The organism is Kaistia algarum (assembly GCF_026343945.1).
Classification (GTDB): domain Bacteria; phylum Pseudomonadota; class Alphaproteobacteria; order Rhizobiales; family Kaistiaceae; genus Kaistia; species Kaistia algarum.
The window spans coordinates 912458-932047 of the sequence record NZ_JAPKNJ010000001.1 but is presented as its reverse complement, the minus strand read 5'-3'; the positions used below and the strand labels follow the sequence as shown (position 1 = coordinate 932047).

General features: G+C 65.9%; 19 protein-coding genes. 1 reads left to right on the top strand and 18 read right to left on the bottom strand.

Annotated elements, in window-relative coordinates; translation table 11 throughout:
* Positions 1-2: 2 nt before the first annotated feature.
* From OSH05_RS04550 to OSH05_RS04520, 7 genes are all read right to left on the bottom strand, one after another.
* Positions 3-899, bottom strand: coding sequence for a MurR/RpiR family transcriptional regulator (locus OSH05_RS04550; protein ID WP_104217370.1), 897 nt, complete (start codon positions 897-899; stop codon positions 3-5).
* Between the two features lie 158 nt (positions 900-1057).
* Positions 1058-2134 (bottom strand): ABC transporter ATP-binding protein, encoded by a 1077-nt coding sequence (locus OSH05_RS04545; RefSeq protein ID WP_104217371.1) that lies wholly within the window; start codon positions 2132-2134, stop codon positions 1058-1060.
* Positions 2135-2144: 10 nt separating this feature from the next.
* Positions 2145-2978 (bottom strand): carbohydrate ABC transporter permease, encoded by an 834-nt coding sequence (locus OSH05_RS04540; protein ID WP_104217680.1) that lies wholly within the window; start codon positions 2976-2978, stop codon positions 2145-2147.
* A 7-nt stretch (positions 2979-2985) separates the two neighbouring features.
* Entirely contained in the window at positions 2986-3918 is a 933-nt protein-coding gene (locus tag OSH05_RS04535) for a carbohydrate ABC transporter permease (RefSeq protein ID WP_104217372.1), read from the bottom strand.
* A 113-nt stretch (positions 3919-4031) separates the two neighbouring features.
* On the bottom strand, positions 4032-5297 hold the full coding sequence (locus OSH05_RS04530) for an ABC transporter substrate-binding protein (protein ID WP_104217373.1): 1266 nt from the start codon (positions 5295-5297) through the stop codon (positions 4032-4034).
* Positions 5298-5331: 34 nt separating this feature from the next.
* Positions 5332-6504: a PLP-dependent transferase gene (locus OSH05_RS04525; RefSeq protein ID WP_104217374.1), complete on the bottom strand. Its 1173-nt coding sequence runs from the start codon at positions 6502-6504 to the stop codon at positions 5332-5334.
* The gene (locus OSH05_RS04520) at positions 6501-7235 is read right to left on the bottom strand and encodes a FadR/GntR family transcriptional regulator (RefSeq protein ID WP_266352057.1); all 735 of its coding nucleotides are present in this window, start codon (positions 7233-7235) and stop codon (positions 6501-6503) included. The genes OSH05_RS04525 and OSH05_RS04520 overlap by 4 nt, the downstream gene beginning before the upstream one ends.
* Before the next feature lie 515 nt (positions 7236-7750).
* On the opposite strand from OSH05_RS04520, the gene OSH05_RS04515 reads away from it, so the two are divergent.
* Positions 7751-9142, top strand: a complete 1392-nt coding sequence (locus tag OSH05_RS04515; protein WP_104217375.1) for an NAD-dependent succinate-semialdehyde dehydrogenase — start codon at positions 7751-7753, stop codon at positions 9140-9142.
* Positions 9143-9202: 60 nt separating this feature from the next.
* On the opposite strand, the gene msrB is transcribed toward OSH05_RS04515, so the two are convergent.
* The 11 genes from msrB to OSH05_RS04460 all read right to left on the bottom strand — a co-directional run bounded on the left by msrB (position 9203) and on the right by OSH05_RS04460 (position 19409).
* Positions 9203-9604: a peptide-methionine (R)-S-oxide reductase MsrB gene (gene msrB / locus OSH05_RS04510; RefSeq protein ID WP_104217376.1), complete on the bottom strand. Its 402-nt coding sequence runs from the start codon at positions 9602-9604 to the stop codon at positions 9203-9205.
* Positions 9605-9665: 61 nt separating this feature from the next.
* Entirely contained in the window at positions 9666-11123 is a 1458-nt protein-coding gene (locus OSH05_RS04505) for an aldehyde dehydrogenase family protein (protein ID WP_104217377.1), read from the bottom strand.
* 13 nt (positions 11124-11136) lie between these two features.
* On the bottom strand, positions 11137-11904 hold the full coding sequence (locus tag OSH05_RS04500) for a sugar isomerase domain-containing protein (protein WP_104217378.1): 768 nt from the start codon (positions 11902-11904) through the stop codon (positions 11137-11139).
* Complete coding sequence (locus OSH05_RS04495; RefSeq protein WP_104217379.1) at positions 11901-12680, bottom strand: nucleoside phosphorylase; 780 nt, start codon at positions 12678-12680, stop codon at positions 11901-11903. The genes OSH05_RS04500 and OSH05_RS04495 overlap by 4 nt, the downstream gene beginning before the upstream one ends.
* Positions 12677-13555 (bottom strand): carbohydrate kinase family protein, encoded by an 879-nt coding sequence (locus tag OSH05_RS04490; protein WP_104217380.1) that lies wholly within the window; start codon positions 13553-13555, stop codon positions 12677-12679. Before OSH05_RS04490 ends, OSH05_RS04495 begins: the two co-directional genes overlap by 4 nt.
* Complete coding sequence (locus tag OSH05_RS04485) at positions 13552-14112, bottom strand: cysteine hydrolase family protein (RefSeq protein WP_104217381.1); 561 nt, start codon at positions 14110-14112, stop codon at positions 13552-13554. The genes OSH05_RS04490 and OSH05_RS04485 overlap by 4 nt, the downstream gene beginning before the upstream one ends.
* Entirely contained in the window at positions 14109-15005 is an 897-nt protein-coding gene (locus tag OSH05_RS04480; RefSeq protein WP_104217382.1) for an ABC transporter permease, read from the bottom strand. Before OSH05_RS04480 ends, OSH05_RS04485 begins: the two co-directional genes overlap by 4 nt.
* A complete protein-coding gene (locus OSH05_RS04475; RefSeq protein WP_104217383.1) occupies positions 15002-16033 on the bottom strand; it encodes an ABC transporter permease in 1032 nt (343 codons plus the stop codon). Before OSH05_RS04475 ends, OSH05_RS04480 begins: the two co-directional genes overlap by 4 nt.
* Entirely contained in the window at positions 16030-17562 is a 1533-nt protein-coding gene (locus OSH05_RS04470; protein ID WP_104217384.1) for an ABC transporter ATP-binding protein, read from the bottom strand. Before OSH05_RS04470 ends, OSH05_RS04475 begins: the two co-directional genes overlap by 4 nt.
* 22 nt (positions 17563-17584) lie before the next feature.
* Entirely contained in the window at positions 17585-18619 is a 1035-nt protein-coding gene (locus OSH05_RS04465; protein WP_104217385.1) for a BMP family lipoprotein, read from the bottom strand.
* Positions 18540-19409, bottom strand: a complete 870-nt coding sequence (locus OSH05_RS04460) for a GntR family transcriptional regulator (protein ID WP_104217386.1) — start codon at positions 19407-19409, stop codon at positions 18540-18542. The genes OSH05_RS04465 and OSH05_RS04460 overlap by 80 nt, the downstream gene beginning before the upstream one ends.
* Between the last annotated feature and the right edge of the window lie 181 nt (positions 19410-19590).

The following is a 19590-nucleotide window of genomic DNA, read 5'->3' as shown; positions in this document are numbered from 1 at the left end:
AATCAGGGCTTCAGGCGGGCGAACTTGGTGGGTGGCGAGGGGCCGTCATTGTCGAGCGTCACGGCGTTGGCGGTACGAATCGACTCGATGCCCTCGATGCGCTGGCGCATGGACGAACCGTGCTGCGCGATCATATGGGCCAGGACCGTCTCGATCTGCGCCACCGGTGTCGCCATCGTGTCATAGGGCGAATCCGCGTCGATCGCGGCGATCATGGTGTGGTCGGCGAATTCGGCGATCGGCGAGAGCCAGGGGTCGGTGAAGAGCAGCACGGCAACGCCGCGCGCCTTCGCCTGCCGCGCGAAGTCCACCACATCCGCCTGGTAGCGGCGATAGTCGAAGACGACGAGCAGGTCGCGCTTGCCGAGATCGACCAGCAGGTCGAAATCGGACGGCGCGAGCTTCGCCAGATCGCGGATCTGTGAGCGCAGCTGGACGACATAGCCGGCGAACATCGACGCGATATGCCGGCTGAACCGCCCGCCGAGGAACAGCACCTGCCCCTTGGTATCGAGCAGGAGTTCCGTCGCCTGTGTATAGGCCTGCGACGGCATCTGGGTCCGTGTCCGCTCCAGACTGTCGGCGACGGAATGATAATAGCCGAGCGCCGTGCCTTCGCTGGTGTCGGCCGGGCGCTTCGCCTCCATCATCAAGAGCGGCGAATGCAGCCGCGCCTCGACTTCGGCGAGCAGTTTGCCCTGGAATTCCGCGAAGCCGGAATAGCCGAGCTTGATCATCAGCCGCATCACGGTCGGGTCACTGACGCCGGCAAGTTTCGCCAGCCGCGTCGCGGTTCCCAGGCCCGACATCGGGTAGTCGGCCAGCAGCACCTGAACGATCTTGGCTTCTGACGAAGTCAGGACGACAGGCGTGTGCGCCAACTCCTCCCTGATCGACAACCGGGCACCCCTCCCAAACTCCGCGTCTGATAGGAAAATTACAAAATCGGATCGTTCTGTCAATTTTTGGAAGTCATCGAACAGGAAGCGAACCCGCGACCGGTCCCCTGACGCGCTGCCCGATTTCAGGAAGGTCTGCTCGCGCCGCGACCCGGCCGTCAGCCGATGCGGCTTCCCGTTTCGCCGTCGAAGAGATGGATGCGATCGACCGGAAAGGCGACGCTGACGGTGTCGCCGCGGGTCGCGAGGCCGCGCTGCAGCGAGAACGCCTTCACGTCGGCGCCGAAGGAGTTCGCATGCAGGATCGTGCCGAAGCCGGTCGGTTCGACGAGGTCGATGAAAGCCTGGATGCCGACGCCGCCGCCTGGCGTCACGACGACATGTTCAGGCCGGATGCCGAGTGTGACCTTCGCGCCGTCCGCGGCCGCGATCCCCTCGGCCACCGGCACCGAGATGCCCTCGGCGAGATCGACGCGCGGCGCGCCGCCAGTGCTGCGATAGGTGCCGGCGAACATGTTCATGGCAGGCGAGCCCATGAAGCCGGCGACGAAGAGGTTGGCCGGCCTGTCATAGAGATCGAGCGGGCTGCCGACCTGCTGCACGATGCCGGCATTCATGGCGACGATGCGATCGGCCAGCGTCATTGCCTCGATCTGGTCATGCGTCACATAGATCGAAGTGGCACCGAGGTCCTGATGCAGCTTCTTGATCTCGCTGCGCATCTGCTCGCGCAGGCGCGCGTCGAGATTGGACAGCGGCTCGTCGAAGAGAAATGCCTTCGGTGCGCGCACGATGGCGCGGCCCATGGCGACGCGCTGGCGCTGGCCGCCGGATAGGGCCTTGGGGCGCCGTTCCATCAGCGCGTCGAGCCCGAGCTTCGCCCCGGCGGCGGCGATCGCTGTCGCGATCTTGTCCTTGGCGGTCTTCCGCAGGCGCAGGCTGTAGCTCATGTTCCCGGCGACCGTCATATGTGGATAGAGCGCATAGGACTGGAACACCATGGCGATGTCGCGATCCTTCGGGTCGAGATCGTTGACGCGCCTGTCGCCGATGCGGATTTCGCCGGAGGAAATGTCCTCGAGGCCCGCGATCATCCGGAGCAGGGTGGATTTCCCGCAGCCCGAGGGGCCGACGAGGACGACGAATTCGCCGTCGCGGATGGTGAGGTCGACGCCGTGTAGGACATGGGTGCTGCCATAGGCCTTGCGGACTCCGGCGATATCGATGGATGCCATGAGGGTCTCCTCAGCCTTTGACCGCGCCGGCCGTCAGGCCCTGCACGAGATAGCGCTGGATGAAAAAGAAGAAGAGGCAGGCCGGGATCAGGGCCAGCACGCCGGCCGCCATCATCTGCCCGAAATCGACCGAGAATTTCGACACGAAGGACAGCAGCCCGACCGGGAAGGTGCTCGCATCGACACCCGAGATCAGCATCAGCGCGAACAGCAGTTCGCTCCACGCCGCCGTGAAGACGAAGCCCAGCGTCGCGGCTATGCCGGGCAGCGTCAGCGGCAGGATGATCTGGCGGAGCGCCTTGAAGCGCGTCGCCCCGTCGATCATCGCTGCCTCTTCCAAATCCTTTGGGATGCCGTCGAAGAAGGACTGCATGAGAAAGGTCGCGAAGGGGACGTTGAAGGCGACATAGACGATGACGAGGCCGGTCAAGCTGTTGGTGAGGCCGAGCGGCGACAGGATCTTGAAGATCGGCGCGATCAGCATGACGAGCGGGAACATCTGGGTGATCAGCATCAGCCCAACGATCCAGATCTTGCCGCGGAAGACGAAGCGCGACAGCGAATAGCCGGCGATCGAGGCCAGCGCCGTGACGATGAAGGCTGTCGACAGCGACACGATCAGGCTGTTGCGGAAAAAGAGCGGAAAGTCGCTGTGTTCCAGCACGAAGATGTAATGGTCGAGCGTCGAGCGCGACGGCCACATCCGAACGCCCTCGGTATAGAGGAGGTCGTTCGGAGTCACCGAGACCTTGAGCAGCCAGAAAAGCGGGAAGAGGGCGAAGACGATATAGGCCAGGATCGCCAGGCGATGGAGAACCGTGAAGCCGAGATGCTTGGGCCGCATCATGATGTCAGGCCTCCTTCAGCAGGGTCTGGCGCAGCAGGATGATCAGCAGCGAATAGATCATCAGCAGGCCGAGCAGGACGAGCGCGATTGCCGAGGCATAGCCGAAATCGAGCCGGCGGAAGGCCTGGGTGAAGATGTAGCTGGCGACGATCTGCGTCCGGTCCGCCGGTCCGCCATTGGTCATCACCACGATCAAATCGGCGAAATTGGCAATCCAGACCGTGCGGAGCATGACGGTGATGGCGATCGTCGGCGCCAGGAAAGGCAGCGTGATGGAGCGGAAACGCTGGAACGGCGTCGCGCCGTCAATGGCCGCTGCCTCATAGAGGTCGCGCGGGATCGCCTGCAGCGCGGCCAGCAGCGTGATGGCGAAGAAGGGAATGCCCCACCAGACATTGGCGACGATCGGACCCCACATCGCGGTGTTCGGATCGGCCAGGATATTGTCGGGCGCGGCAAGGATCCCGAGCGCATAGAGCCAGTGCGGCAGCGGGCCGACGATCGGATTGAACATCCAGGCCCAGTTGAGGCCGGATAGGAAGCTCGGCACGGCCCAGGGAAGGAAGCACAGCGCCTGCGCCAGGCCGCGGCCCTTGAAAGGCTGGTCGAGAAGGAGTGCCAGGATGAGGCCCAGCACGAATTGCAGCAGTACCGACCAGCCGGTCCAGGTGACGGTATTGCGCAGGGCGAGCCAGAAGGCCTTGTCCTTCGCCATCTCGCGGAAATGGTCGAGGCCGATGAAGCCGCCCGAGAACGGATCGAGCAGGATCACGTTGCGGAAGGCATAGGAGATGCCGATCACGAGCGGCACCAGCATGACGGCAGCGATCAGGATCAGTGCCGGGGCCGAATAGAGATAGGGCTCCGCCGCGATCGCGAAGCGCCGCATGAAAGGTCGTCGGTCGCGCCCGAACGGGGCGTGCACGGCCTGGCTCATCGAAAGATCCCCTTTGCTCCGGCCGCTTCCCGCGGGGTCCGGAAACCGTCATTCGACGGTCCTGCTGTTGGGCCTCCCCCGCGTGCGGAGGAGGCCGTCGCGGTCGCTCGCCCTTACTTCTTGGAGGCGAGGTACTTCTGCTGCGCCTTGGTCAGGTAGTCGCCCCACTGCGTGGCGAGTTCCTCCGGCGTGATCTCGCCCAGCAACGCCTGCTGGCTCGTCTTGATCACGAGGGAATCCTTGAAGAAGGCGAATTCCGGCAGGTAGGTCGGCATCACGGTCGGCACGACGTCCTTATCGGAGAGTTCCGTGAACCAGCCCTTGAACTGCGGGCTCGAATAGAACGGATCGCTCTCGGCCGACTTCAGCGCCGGCAGCGCGCCGGTCTTCTTGTTCCAGGCGACGTTGCCTTCCTTGCCTTCGAGCGCGGCGATGAGCTTCCAGGACGCATCCTTGTCCGCGGAACTGGCGAACATCGACCAGCCGGCATAGCCGATCGTCGGGAAGGTCTTGCCGTCCGGACCCTTCGGCATGGTGGTGATCCCGTAGTCTTCCGGCTTCATCCGCTCGGCGATGGCGATCAGCGCGTCCGGATCCTGGTCGAGCATCGCGCAGGTGCCGGAATAGAAGCCGGCGACGATCTCGTTGAAGCCCCAGTTGACGCTGTCCTTCGGCGCATAGCCCTTCTTGTAGATGTCGGTCAGGAAGGTCAGGCCCTTGACCCAGCCCGGATCGGTGAAGGTCGAGGTGCCGTCTTCCTTGAAGAAGGCGTTCGAGCCATTGGCCGTCGCGCCGAACATCACCCAGCCATTGAGTCCGCCGGGACCGCCGCGCAGGCAGTAGCCATACTTGCCGGGGAGCGCCGAAACCTTCTTCGAGGCCTCCATGAACTCGTCCAGCGTCTTCGGCGGCTCGGCGACGCCGGCCTCGGCGAACAGCTTCTTGTTGTAGAACATCGCCCGCAGATAGAAGCCGTAAGGCAGCATATAGGCCGTCTTGTCGACGGCACGGCCAAATTCGAGCGCGCGGTCGTTCAGGTCCGAGGCCTGGTCCCATTTGGCGAGATAGGGCTCGAGATTTTCGAGCAGGCCGTGGCCGGCATAGAGCGCGAGCCAGGTGTCGGGCATCTCGACGACGTCCGGCGTCTCGCCGGCTGCGACCATGGTCGCGAATTTCTCGAACGCCTCGCCCCAGGGCAACGAGATGATCTCGACGCTGGTGCCGGGATTGGCGGTCTCGAAACCCTTGACGATGCTCTTGAGCGTCTCGGTCCGCTCGGGGCTTGTGATCACCTCGACGAGCTTCAGCTTGGTGTCGGCCAGCGCCGTCCCCGCCAGCAGCGCCGTCATGGCCGCCGCCGCTATCAGTCTTTTGAACATAGTTCTCCCCTTTTTGTTCAGGTTCCCATCAGGATCATGGCCGCCGGGCGACTTCGATCGCCTCGGCGAGGTCGTTCCAGAGCGCGCCGGCCCCTTCGAGGCCGACATGGAGGCGGACCATGTTCGGATCGACGCCGAAATCGATCGCGGAATTGGGTCCCGCCGCCTGTACCCGCACGACCTGAGCGGGCACGACGAGGCTTTCATGGCCGCCCCAGCTCACGCCGAGCTTGAACAGCCGCAAACGGTCGGCGAAGGCGGGAATGTCGATGCCCTCGCGGAAGGTGAAGGAGAACAGGCCTGAAGTGCCGAAAAGACCTTCCGGCAGCTTGTTGCCGAGGCCCGGATGGCTGACCGAGACGACATCGGGATGGAGGGCGAGACGCCGCGCCACCGAAAGCGCAGCTGCCTCATGCGCCTTCATGCGGATCGGCAGGGTCCGGAGGCCGCGCAGCAGCAGCCAGGCTTCAAACGGCGCCAGCTTGCCGCCGAGATAGGGCAGGGTGGACGAGCGGATCCGGCCGACCAGTTCGCTCGAACCCGCGACGACACCGGCGACGACATCGCTGTGGCCGCCGATATATTTCGACGCCGAATGCACGACGAGGTCGACGCCGAGCGTGATTGGCCGTTGGAAGACCGGGCTGGCCCAGCTGTTGTCCATGACGGTGAGAACGCCGTTCTCCCGTGCCAGCGCCGCCAGCGCGCGGACGTCATGCGTTTCCATGGTCCAACTCGTCGGGCTCTCCATGTAGAAGAGTTTCGCGCCGGGCAGTGCCGCCGCCACCGCGTCAATATCGAGCCCGTCGACATAGCTCGTCTCGACGCCGTAGCGGGCGAGCAGCGTCTCGAACAGGCGATAGGCATCCGGATAACAATGGCGGACGCAGACGATCCGGTCGCCCGGGCTGACGAAGGTCATGACGGTCGAGGAGATCGATGCCATGCCGCTGGCAAAGCCGAGCGCGTCCTCGGCGCCCTCCAGCCCCGCGATCTTTTCCTCAAAGGCGCGGACCGTCGGGTTCAAGCCGCGGCTATAGGTCGGGCGAACCTTCAGCCCCTTATAGGTCTCCTCCATCTCGGCATAGGACGAGAAGGTGAAGAGCGAGGTCTGCACGATCGGCGGCACGACGGCGTCATAGGCGTTGACGCCATCATGGGCGAGCAGCAGGGAAGCATGGTCGAACGGGTCGACGCTATCGGTCATTTCATTGCCTTGTCGGTGTCTTCGGACATTTCGCGGATGTCCTCTTCGACGATTTGAAGGATTGCCAATGTCTCGGCCCGCGCGCGTGCCTCGTCGCGGGCGGCGATCGCCTCGAACAGCGTGCGGTGGAGCGGAAAGGAGCGGCGGGCGAAATCGGGTCGGTTGAACGGCTTCGCCCAGAAGCTCTCGAACGCTTCGCGCATCTGCTCCAGTAATTGCGGAAAGAGCGGGTTGTGCGTGGCGTCATAGATCGAGAGGTGGAAGGCAAGGTCCTCTCGGCCGGCCGTTCCCTTCTCGTGATGGACGCTCTCCATCGTGACGAGCCGTTCCTCGATGCGCTTCAGATCGGCATCGGTCCGCCGCCGCGCGGCGAGCGCGCTCGCCTCGGCCTCAAGCCCGCGCCGCACGTCCAGCGTCGTCAGCAGCGCGTCGCGCAGATGCGTCGTGTCGAAGGAAAGCGGCATGTGGACCGTGTCGGCCGATATCCCGCGCAGGAGATAAGTGCCGCTGCCTTTGCGAGATTCCATGACGCCGAGCGCCTGGAACTGGCGGATGACCTCGCGCACGGTGGAGCGACCGACGGCAAGGGCCGCCATCAATTCGCGCTCGGTCGGCAGCCGTTCGCCCGGCTTGACCCCTGAGGTGGATATGAAGTCGGCCAGCGCCTTCATGACGCTGCGCGCACGGTCGGAGGAAGGGAGCGGGGCGAGGCCAGGGAAGGACGAGTTCATCGGGCGACTAACGCCATCGGCGCGCGGGAGAGAAGCCGACAGCCAGGCTCGAAAGCACCCCCTCCCAAAGCGCGTCTCCCATCAATGACCGCTCCCTTGGCTTGAGCCAAAATTGGTCTGACATCTGATCAATTGCTCAAGCTGTGAGCTTCGTCAAGCGGTGGCGTGTGATCGAGACCCTACTTCTCAGGCTTGCTCCCAGGGCTGCTTGCGCGAGGGCAGGGATCACGCGGCCGCCGTCTCGTCAGGCGCTTCGCCAGGATCGTCGGCCGGCGCGAAACGTCCGACGCGCGGGTGACCGAAAACAGGAAACCGTGATCTTGGTCAAAGTGGACGATAAGGCATCCGATATAAAATGGATGCTGAAGTCGAAGCGCGGGCAGCCAGGGACGGGCGATCGATCGCTTGCTGGACGCAGCCGCGCTTACCCGGACGTTCCGTCGGCCGGTGATATCGGAAGCAGGTCCGAGATCCTCGCCAGACGAGGCGGACTGTCATCGAACAAGGAGCCAGACATGGCCTATGCGACGACGAATCCCTATACTGGCGAGGTGCTGAAGACCTTCCCGGACGCGGCCGATGCGGACGTGAAGCAGGCGATCGGCGATGCCCACGCGGCGTTCCTGTCCTGGCGCGAGAGTAGCTTCGCCGAGCGGGCCAAGGTGATGCAGAAGGCTGCGGATCTGCTGCGCCAGGACGCCGACACCTATGCGAGAATACTGACGACCGAAATGGGAAAGCTGCTCGCCGAGGCGAGGGCCGAGGTCGAGCTTTCCGCCGAGATCTTCGATTATTACGCCACCAACGCCGAGCGCTTGCTCGCGCCGGAAACCTTGCCGGTGGCCCATGCCTCCGAGGGCAGGGTGACCCTCGTTCACGAGCCGCTTGGCGTGCTGCTCTGCATCGAGCCCTGGAACTTCCCCTATTACCAGATCGCCCGGATCATCGCGCCGCAGCTCTCGGCCGGCAACACGATGCTGCTGAAGCATGCCTCCAACGTCCCGCAAAGCGCGGCCGCCTTCGACGCGCTGATGAAGGAGGCGGGCCTGCCGGACGGTGCCTTCCGGAACCTCTATGCTACGCGTACCCAGATCGAGTTCATCCTGAACGATCCGCGTGTCCATGGCGTGGCGCTGACCGGCTCGGAGGCGGCTGGCTCCACCATCGCGGCCCTGGCCGGCAAGGCGCTGAAGAAGTCGACGATGGAACTCGGCGGTGCCGACGCCTTCGTCGTGCTGGCGGATGCCGACATGAAGAAGACGGTCGATTGGGCCGTGTTCGGTCGGCATTGGAACGGCGGCCAGGTCTGCGTTTCCTCCAAGCGCATGATCGTCGTCGACGAAGTCTATGACGAATTCCTGGAACGCTACCGCAAGGGCGTGGCGGCGCTGATTGCCGGCGACCCCTTCGATCCGAAAACTACGCTGGCGCCGCTCTCCTCGCAGGGAGCTGCCGACGAGATCAAGGACAAGGTTCGGCAGGCCATTTCGCTGGGCGCCAAGGCGGAAGAGGTCGGCCCGAGCGTCCCCAACCAGGGCGCCTTCGTGCAGCCGACGATCCTGACCGATGTCGGCGAGGACAATCCGGCGCGCTATTGGGAGTTCTTCGGCCCCGTCTCAATGCTGTTCCGGGCGAAGGACGAGGCCGATGCCGTGCGGATCGCCAATGACTCGCCTTTCGGGCTCGGCGGCTCGGTCTTCACCTCGAATCCTGCCCATGGCGCGGAAGTCGCAAAGAAGATCTCGACCGGGATGGTGTTCGTGAATCACCCGACCATGGTCAAGGCGGATCTGCCCTTTGGCGGCGTCCGCCGTTCCGGCTATGGCCGCGAATTGCTCGGCCTCGGCATCAAGGAATTTGTCAACCACAAGCTCATCGACGTCGTCGATATCGACGCTCCGTTCTGAGCTTGGGCAAGGCTTTCCGGCCCCTTTGCGGGGGCCGGAAAGCCTTCGATCCGTGCCGGCTCAGGCCGGCTCGAAATTCATCGCGACGCCATTGATGCAATACCGCAGGAAAGTCGGCGGCGGGCCGTCGTCGAAGACATGGCCGAGATGGCTGTCGCAGCGGCTGCATGACACCTCGGTGCGGACCATGCCGTGGCTGCGATCTACCGTCGTCGTAACCGAGCCTTCGATCGGGGCGCCGAAGCTTGGCCAGCCCGTGCCGCTCTCGAACTTGCCGCCCGAGGCGAAAAGCCGCTGGCCGCAGCCGGCGCATGTGAAGGTACCCTGCCGCTTCTCATGCAGCAGCGCGCAGCTTCCCGGCCGCTCCGTGCCGTGCTGGCGCATGATGTAATATTGCTCGGGCGTCAGGAGCTTCCGCCACTCCTCATCCGTCCGAACCACCGTCGCCGCGGCTGCCGACATCGCGCTGTCTCCTGTGGGGGTGAGCCCCATAGATAGGATGCGGCCGGCCGTCCCGCCAGTCTCAGCCGAGCCGGCTGCGAATCCGCATCTTGATGTGCTTCGATTCGCGGAAGGCCATGATGCCCTCGGGCCCGAGTTCGCGGCCGACGCCGGAGAGCTTCCAGCCGCCGAAGGGGGCCTGCAATTCGGTCGTGTCGTTGATGTTGACGCCGACCGCGCCGGTCTCCAGCCGCTCGGCAAAGGTCCAGGCACGTTCGATGTCGCCGGAAAAGACATAGGCCGCGAGGCCGTAGGGCAGGGCGTTGGCGACGGCGAGCGCTTCGCGATCGTCCTTCACCCGGCGGATCGCGGCGAGCGGGCCATAGGTTTCCTCGGTCATGGCCAGCGCCGTATCCGGCACGTCGTCGACGAGGGTCGGCTCGAAGAAGAAACCGCGATCGAATGGCTCGCCCTTTGGCTTTTCGCCACCGACCAGCAGCCGGCCGCCGCGCTGCACCGCATCGGCGATATGGCGCGCGACGCGGGTACGGCCGCTTTCCAGCAGCATCGGTCCATAGCCGACGCCCTTGTCGATGCCATGACCGAGCCGGATCTTGCGCGTCTCGGCGACGAGGGCTTCGACGAATTCGTCATGGATCCGGTCGGCGACGAGGATGCGGTTCACCGCGATGCAGATCTGGCCCATGTTCGAGAACGACCGCCGCGCCGCGGCCGCTGCCGCCTCAGTGATGTCGGCGTCGTCCAGCACGATGAACGGGCATTGGCCGCCCAGTTCCAACGCCAGCCGCTTCATCGTGTCGGCCGCCGCGCGCATCATCGACTGGCCGGCGGTGGTGGAGGCGGTGGCGGTCATCATGTCGATGCCGGGATGGGCCGCCAGCGCCGCGCCGGCTTCCGGGCCGGTGCCGGGCAGATCGTTGAGCACGCCGGAGGGCAGCCCGGCTTCGGCGAAGCATTCGACGATCTTGCCGATCGCCAGCGGCGTCTCATGCGGCGGCTTCACGACCAGCGTGCAGCCGGCGGCGAGCGCCGGGCCGAGCTTCCACGCATAGATATCGACGGGATAGTTCCACGGCGTGATCGCGCCGACGACGCCGACCGGCGATGTGACGACGAGGCTGCGGATATCGGCGCGGGAGGATGGGCGGAGCGACCCGCCGATGCGGCGGCCTTCCTCGGCATAGTAGCGGATCACCTCGATGCCGAAGCGGATCTCCTTCTCGGCGTCGGGAACCGGCTTGCCCTGCTCGCGCGTCAAGAGCTCCGCGATCTGCGGAACGCGATCCTCGATCAGGTCTGCGGCGCGCTTCAGGATGCGCGCGCGTTCGTCGGCATGGGTCGCGGCCCAGCCGGGAAACGCCTTGCGAGCGGCCTGGACGGCCGCGTCGATATCGGCGGCATCGGCCAGTGCGCTGGAGCCGACGCGCTCGCCGCTCGCCGGATCGGCGATCTCCAGTCGCCGCCCGGAGAGCGACGGGCGCCAGGCGCCATCGATGAAAAGCTCGCGCTCGCTGGTCATGTCGCTCTCCCCGTCAGCGCGCCTTCAGGCGGCGCCAGAGTTCGTCATAGTTCTTGTCGTTCTGGACGTTGGCGGCTTCCTTGCCGGCCGTGTTGGGGTTCACCATCACGAAGGGCTGGATGCCGCGCTGCACCAGCTTCTCCGCCGTCGCCGAGACGATCGCATGGGCGATGGCGATGGTGATCGAGGTCGAATTGGCGCCGACCGGAAAATCGAGCCCGTCGATGCGGATCGCGGCGTCGGCGAGCGGCACGCCCGTATCGACGACGATATCGGCGACTTCGAACAGTCGCTTGCCGGAGGAATGGCGCGACTTCGTCACCGAGGAATGCGGCAGCGAGGTCACGGCGACCAGCGTCATGCCGCGCTCCTTCGCTTCCAGTGCGATATCGAGGATCACCGCATTCACGCCGGAATGGGAGAACAGCACCATCGTGTCCTCGGGATCGAGCTGGTGCGAGCGCAGGATCGCCTTGCCATAGCCTTCGACGGCATGGATGAAGCGGTATTGCCGCGAGCCCATGTCGCCCCAGACGCGGTGGAACGAGATCATCGTGCTCTCGACGATCGGCCGGAAGCCGACGATCGTGCCGGTTCGGGGGAAGGTCTCGATCGCCGGCAATGCGCCATGGCCGGTGCCGAAGGTGAAGGCGAGCTTGTCCTTGCCGATCGAATCCGCGCAGGCGCTGGCGGCGCGGTCGATCGCGTCGGCCTGCGTGTCGCGCACCGTGGTGAGGCGCTCAATGAGATTGTCGAAATAGCGGTTGGTGATCGCGGTCACGGGACGAGATCCTGTTGCGAGGAGAGGCTGGCGGCGACCGCGTCGAGCGCGATCTCGAACATCTGGCGTTCCTTTGCCGCCATGGCGGCAGGGTCGATCTTCTCCTGGCTGAGCCCGTCGACCGTGCCGAGGCAGAGGCTGGCGGTGCGGGCGCCGAGGATGCGGCCGGCGGTGAGCAGCGTCGCCGTCTCCATGTCCGTGCCGATCAGGCCCATCTTGCGGATGTCGGACCGGAGGCCGTCGATCATCTGCTTCTCGCCATCGGAGAGCGCGAACATCTCGGTATAGAAGCCGTCATAGGTGCCGAAGATGCCGGAGCGCCACGGCACGTCATGCAGCTTCAGCGAGGCACGCAGCGCGAGGCCGAGGTCGAAATCGGCGACGGCCGGATAAGCGAGCGGCGCATAGGTGCGCGACGTTCCTTCCGAGCGCACGCCGCCATCGGCGAGCACGAAATCGCCGAGCACGGCCGGCGGAAAAACCATGGCCGTGCCGATGCGCAGGAATGTGCGGATGCCGAGGTCGAACAGCTCATGCAGAACGATGGTCGCGATCGGCGCGCCCATGCCGAAGGCCGAGACGGTGATGCGCTTGCCGGCGCGCGTACCCGTCACCGTGCGCAGGCCGCGGTTCTCCTCGACGAAATGCGGGTCTTCGAGGTGCTCGGCGATCCGGTCGATGCGGGCGCGGTCGCCGACGAGGATCGCGGCCTCGCCGACCTCGTCCTGGCGGCAGCCAATATACCAGGCCGTCCGGGTCGTGGCTGTCTGCGTCATGGCGTCTCGTTTCCTTGGCGGTTGTTCTGGAGCCGGGCCCTCAGCAGGGCCTCGACCGCGGCGATCCCATGCCGGATGGCCGCGTGGGCATCGCCCGGCTCTTCGATGAAGGCGGCGAGGAAGCCGCCGAGAAAGGTGTCGCCGGCGCCGGTCGTGTCGCTGGTGTCGATCGCCCGGACGGGGAAGCGCGCCTCGCCTTCGCTGGAACGAAGGACGACCCCGCTGCCACCGCGTGTCTCGATCAGCAGGCGGCTCGGACGGTTCGATGCGCTGGCCGCAAAGGCCTTGGCGGCAAATTCCGCTTCGCCCCGGCTCCAGGCGGCGATGTCGGCTCGCGCGGCAACGCGGGCAGCGAGATCACCGGGCATGACGCGCTCGTCGACTTTGACCGACCAGATCAGCTTCGTTTCCGGCCGGATGAGCGCCAGTATCTGTTCGGTAACGTCGGGCGGCCCGACGGTGAGGCAGACCCAATCGGCCTCGGCCACAAGCGTGCTCTGGCGGTCATCAAGGCGTTGCGGCACCTCGATGGCCGGATCGAACAGGCAATGGCAGCCGCCGTCCGGATCATAGGCGAGCACGCTGGTCGGCATGCGGCCGGGAAGAGGTGCAATACCTCCGATTTCAACGCCTGCCTCGGAGAGTGCCGAAAGGAACGCCTGGCTCTCGCGGTCCTGCCCGATCCAGCTGACCGGAATGGCATCGCTGAAGCCGGCGCGCACCATGGCGCTGGCGATGAAGGCCGGCGGACCGCCGACGCGCGGCCACTCGCCGGAGCGCCAGTCGATCGTCGTGGTCTTGTCGGCGACCATCGGCCCGCGCAGCCGGAATGCATAGTCGAAGCTGGAAAAGCCGGTGATGGCGACGCGGCTCATGCCAGCATCTCCAGCGCTTGCTGGAGCGGCACGACGCGGCCGATATAGCGGTCGATATCTTCGAGCGAGGCCTCGGCGAGATGCGGCCGGTTCGAATTGGTCGCCTCGCGCGGTACGACGACGTCGAAGCCATTGGCGAAGGCGTCCTGCGCCGAGGCGCGGATGCAGACATTGGTCTTCACGCCCGCGAGGATGACCCGCTCTGTCCGCTGCTCATGCAGGAAGAGGGCGAGGTCGGTGGCGAAGAAGGCGCTGAAGCGCCGCTTGCGCGTGACGATCTCGCGCGGTCCCTCAGGACGGAATTCGCCGAAGAAGGCGGCGTCGATCGCGCCCTCCATGTGATGGCGCGGCAGCTTCCTGAACTCGTAGTCGTCGAATTCGGGATAGTGCTGCTCCACGGCATGGACGACGACATGGCCGCCCGCCCGCGCCGCGGCGAGCAGGTCATGCAGCGGGCCGAGCACGTCGAGTGCCGCCGGATAGAAATTCGGCTGGCCTTCGAGGAAGAAGGAATTGATCACGTCAACCAGGATCAGGGCTGTTTTCGGCGCTGTCATGAGGAGGAGCCGCTCCGGCGGCGATTGGCGAGACCGAGGCCGGTCAGGACGAGGATGACGATGAGATAGGGCAGCATCTGCACGAGCTCCGCCGGAACGCCGCGCCCCTGCAGGCGGATCTGCAGCGCCTCGAAGAAGCCGAACAGCAGCGCGCCGAGCGCCGTCCGCCACGGCCGGTTGCGGCCGAAATAGAAGGCGGCGAGCGCGATGAAGCCACGGCCGCCGGTGATGCCCTCGTTGAACAGGCCGACGACGCCGATGGAGAGATGGGCGCCGGCAAGGCCGGACATCGCTCCGGCGAAGACCGTCGAGGCATCGCGGATCGCCAGCGGATCGAGACCCAAAGCCCGCGCCGTCGTCTCGGCGGATCCGGCAGCGCGCAGCCGCAGCCCGAGCCGCGTGCGCGCCAGCACGAAGGTGGTGACCGGCACCATGGCCCAGGCGAACCAGGTCAGCGGATCCTGGCCCGACAGGATCGTGCCGAGGATCGGGATATCGGCGACGAACGGGATATCGATCCGCGGCAGCATGACGACGCCGGGCGGATTGAAGGTGCCGGAGACGCCATAGACGCTCTTCAACAGGAAGCGCACCAGCCCGGCCACGGTGACGGAAAAGCCGAGGCCGACGATGATCTCGTTGGCCGCGAGCCGCGTCACGACGAGCGACATCAGAAGGCCGACGATCCCGCCTGCAACGAGCGCCGCCAGCAGCGCCAGCATCACGCTGCCCGTATCGGCGGAGACGATGACGGCGACCAGCGCGCCGGTCAGCATCATCGATTCGAGGCCGATATTGACGATGCCGCCGACGCGGTTGACGAGGCCGCCGATCGCCGCGAGCAGGATCGGCGTCGTCATCAGCAGCGCGGCATGGATCAGCGGATCGATCATGCGAGCCTTCTCCGATCGCGCAGCAGCAGGCCGAGCTTCGCGACGGCGAAGATCATGACCGTGCCCTGCAGCACCTCGACGATCTCGATCGGCACGTCGGAGAAGAGCTGGATCGTTGCGCCGGAGGAGGCAAGCGCCCCGAAGACCAGCGCCGCGAGGATCATGCCCAGCGCCGAATTGCGGCCGAGCAGCGCCACGGCGATGCCGGTGAAGCCATAGCCGGGAGAAAAGCCGGCGACGAAGCGATGGACGAGGCCGAGCGCGTGGATGGCGCCCGCGAGGCCGCCGATCAGTCCGGAAAGGATCATCATGCGGAACACCAGCGACGGCACATCGATGCCGACGGCGCGGCAGAAGCGGGCATTCAGACCGATGAGGCGGGAGCGGAAGCCGGCGACGGTGAAGCGATCCCAGAAGCCGTAGAGGATGACCAGCGCGAGGCTGATGATGAAGCCGAGATGCAGCGTCGAGGGTGGCAGCAGGCGCGGCAGTTCGGCCGCCTTCTCGATCGCCGGTGTCGCCGAATTGGCCGAGCCGCGTGCGAGCAGCGGGCCGTTGACGAGCCAGCTGGTCAGGTTGATGGCGATGAAGTTCAGCATCAGCGTCGTGACGACCTCGTCGACGCCGAGGCGGACCTTCAGCGCCGCCGGCGCCACCATCCAGGCGCCGCCGATCAGCGCGCCGGCAAGCAGCGCGACGGGGATGATGGCGATCGCCGGCCAGCCCACCAGCCAGAAGCCGAGCGTCGCCGCGGCGAGGCCGCCGAGATAGAAGCAGCCCTCGACGCCGACATTGAACACGCCCGAGCGGAAGGCGACCGCCGTAGCGAGGCCGGTCAGCAGCAGCGGTGTCGTCGCGGTCAGCGTCGCGGCAATGCGGCGCGTGCCGCCAAAGGCCTCCGAGGCCATCAGCGCGTAGACCGAAAGCGGGTCATGGCCGGTGGCGGCGAGCACGATCGCGCCGATCGCCAGCGCCAGAACGAAGGGCAGGGCGGCGGCGCCGAGTTGGGTGAGGCCGGCGCGGATCATGCCGCCTTCTCGCCCAGCATCAGCCGGCCAACCCGCTCGACGGTCGCATCGCTGCGGTCGAGCTCGCCGGTGATGCGCCCGCCATAGAGGCCGACGATGCGGTCGGAGAGCGACAGGATCTCGTCCAGTTCCTCCGAGATCAGCAGCACCGCGCCGCCGGCATCGCGGAAGGCGACGATCTGGCGATGGATGAAGGCGATGCCGGCAATGTCGACGCCGCGCGTCGGCTGCGCGGCGATGAGGATACGAGGCTTGCGCTCGAATTCCCGCGCGATGGCGACGCGCTGCTGGTTGCCGCCGGAAAGGCTCTTCACCGGATCGCCCATCGCGCCATAGCGGACGGAGAGCGTTTCGAGCGCCCGTCGCGCGCTCTCGCGGATCGCGCCAAGGCGCAGCAGGCCGGCGCTCGAATAGGCCGGCGCATGTTCGCTGCCGGCAATGAAATTGTCGCGGATCGAGGCGGAAAGGCAGAGCCCGTCGCCGGCGCGGTCGGCGCTCAGATAGGCGATGCCGAGATCGCGGAAGCACCCCGTCCGCGCCCGCGTGATGTCTTGTCCATCCATCCGGATCGAGCCGGCATCGATCCGCCCGAGCCCGGCGGCTGCGGCGGCGAGTTCGTCCTGCCCGTTGCCGGCAACGCCCGCGATTCCGACGATTTCGCCCGGATAGAGATTGAGATCGATCGGGCCGAGGCGCGGCAGTCCGCGGCCGTCGCGCGCGACCAGCTTGTTGACCGCCAGGACAGGCACGCCGTCATGCGGCACCGCGCGGTGGACGACCGGCAATTCGACCGGCTCGCCGACCATCATCTCGGAAAGCTTCGCCTTGCTGGTCTCGCCGGGCGCAACCGTGGCGATGGCGCGGCCGCGGCGGATCACCGTGATCGCGTCGGCGGCGTTCATCACTTCGTCCAGCTTGTGGCTGATGAAGAGGATGGTGCGCCCCTCCGCTCTTAGCCGGCGCATCAATCCGATCAGCTCGCGCACCTGCGCCGGGGCGAGGACGGCGGTCGGCTCGTCGAGGATCAGCACATCCGCGCCGCGATAGAGCAGGCGGAGGATCTCCAGGATCTGCCGGATATGCACCGGCGCATCGGCAACGCTCATCTGCCAATCCAACCGAACGCCGGCCATTGCGGCCACCTGTTCGGCCTCGGCCAGCGCCTTGCGGCGGTCGATGATCCCGCGCGCGCGCACCGGCTCGCGGGCGAGGATGAGATTTTCGAGCAGTGTCAGCTCGTCCACCAGCATGAATTCCTGGTGCACCATGCCGATGCCGCGCGCAAATGCATCGGCCGGGGAGGCGAGGCGGACCTCACGGTCATCGAGGATGACGCTTCCCTCATCCGGACGGTCGACCCCCTGCAGGATCCGCATCAGGGTCGATTTTCCTGCACCGTTGCCGCCGACGATCGCGTGGATCGTGCCGGGCGCGGCGGCAAAATCGATGCCGTCATTGGCGATGACGGGTCCGAAGCGGCGCACGATCGCGCGCGCGCCGATCCGGGTCCTGGATGCGTAAGCCGACATGGGCGCTCGATGCTATGCCGGCTTACTTGAAGAAGTTCGGATAGCCCTGGTCGACGGCGTTCCAGACCTTGATGTCGCCGGAGAGGATCTTGGCCTTCAACTCGTCGACCTTGGCGAGCGTCGCCGCCGGGATCTTGTCCTTGGTGTATTTCATGTCCGAGAGCGCGACGCCGTTCTCCTTGAGGCCGAGCGTCACGGTCTGGCCGCCGGGGAACTTGTCGCCGGCATAATCGCCAACCACGGTCTCGACGGCGATATCGGTGCGCTTCAGCATGGAGGTAAGGACGGCGCCGGGCGCGAGGCCGTCCTGGTCGGTATCGACGCCGATCGCGTAATGGCCGGTCTCCTTTGCCGCCTGGATCACGCCGATGCCGGTGCCGCCGGCGACCTGATAGACGATGTCCGCGCCCTCATCATACATGGCCTTCGCCATCTGCAGGCCGATCGCCGGATCGCCGAAATTGTTGGAATAGGCGACCTTCACCTCGACATTCGGGTTCACGTCATGCGCGCCCTGGATATAGCCGACGATGAACTTGTCGATGCCGACCGACTTGGTGCCGCCGATCACGCCGATGATCGGCTTGTCGTTGATGCCGGGGATCGAGGTATCGGTTGTGACGAGCGCGGCGAGCGCGCCGGCCAGATACGAGCCTTCCTGCTCCTGGAACAGCACCGAAGCGACGTTCGCGCCCGGCTGCACCTGGTTCAGGATGACGAATTTCGTGTCCGGATAATCCTTGGCGACGGTGGCGAGCGCCTCGCCATGCGAATATTCGAGGTCGACCAGAAGGCCGAAGCCGGCGTCGGAGGCGCGGCGCAGAATATCGGCTGCCTGCGCGACGACGTCCTTCGATTCGACCGGCTTGCCCTCGATCTTGGCGGCAGCGACGGCCTTCTTGAAGCCCTCATAGGCGAGGTCGTTATAGGATTGATCGCCGAGGCCGCCCTGCGCGATGATGAGGGCCGCCGGCGCGTCAGCCGCCTTCGCTGCGCTCGTCGCTCCAAGGGCCAAGGCGAGGGCCGAAGCGCTGTTCACTATCCACTTGTAAGACATGGTCTTTTTCCCTGGAAGGCTGTGGTTTGGTTGTCTGTTCGGCCGGTCCCGTCTTGCGCAGGATCTCGGCTTCATAGGCGTAGCGGCGCGCGTCATAGACCGCGTCGACGACATCGAGGATCGTTCCGTCGGCCGCGAAGGACTGGCGGCGCACCGCCATGACGACGCGGTCGTCGAGCAGGCGCAGCAGGCGCGCTTCCTCGTCGCTCGCCGGGCGGGCGCGCAGCATCTCGACGCCGCGCTCGACGAACAGACCGGCCTCCTCGAAACGGCGATAGAGCGAGAAAGCGGGGTTCGCGACGATGTCGGCGGTCAGCCCGACGCGATCGGCAATGACACGGGACAGCACCGAGCGATGGATGGCTGTCGCCATGCCGTCGACGAGGCGGAGCCGGTCGAGCGCAACCAGCGCCTCGCCTTCGGCAAAGGGCAGGTCGGGACGCCATTGCGCCGGGCCGAAGGCGAGGACGCGATGCGCCGGTGCGCGACCGGCGGCGGCGACCGCTTCCGTGAAGCTCATCAGATAGGACGGCGCCCGCGTCAGCGCCGGGGCGGCGACGAAAGTCCCGAGGCCCTGGCGGCGATAGAGCAACCCCTCGTCGACCAGCGCCTCGACCGCGCGGGTCACTGTGAAGCGGCTGACGCCGAAGCGGCGGGAAAGCTGGGGTTCACTGTCGATCCGGTCGCCCGGCTGCCGCGCCGCGATATCGCGCCGGAGGCTGTCGATCAACTGACGATAGAGCGGACGCTCCATCGTCGGATCGGCAAGAGGGACGGGCGCACGGGCCATCGACACATCCAGTCATCAGGTTGACCAGTCAACCTAGCATCGGGCGAAATTCGCAGCATTGCAAGGCGGCTTTGTGTTTCGGGATCCGATTTTCTGACGGAGCGTCCCACCGGTAGCTCCGGGGCCGCTCGCTGGAAGCGTGGCAAGAGGGATCGTATCCGGCCTCTTCCAGGGATCCGAA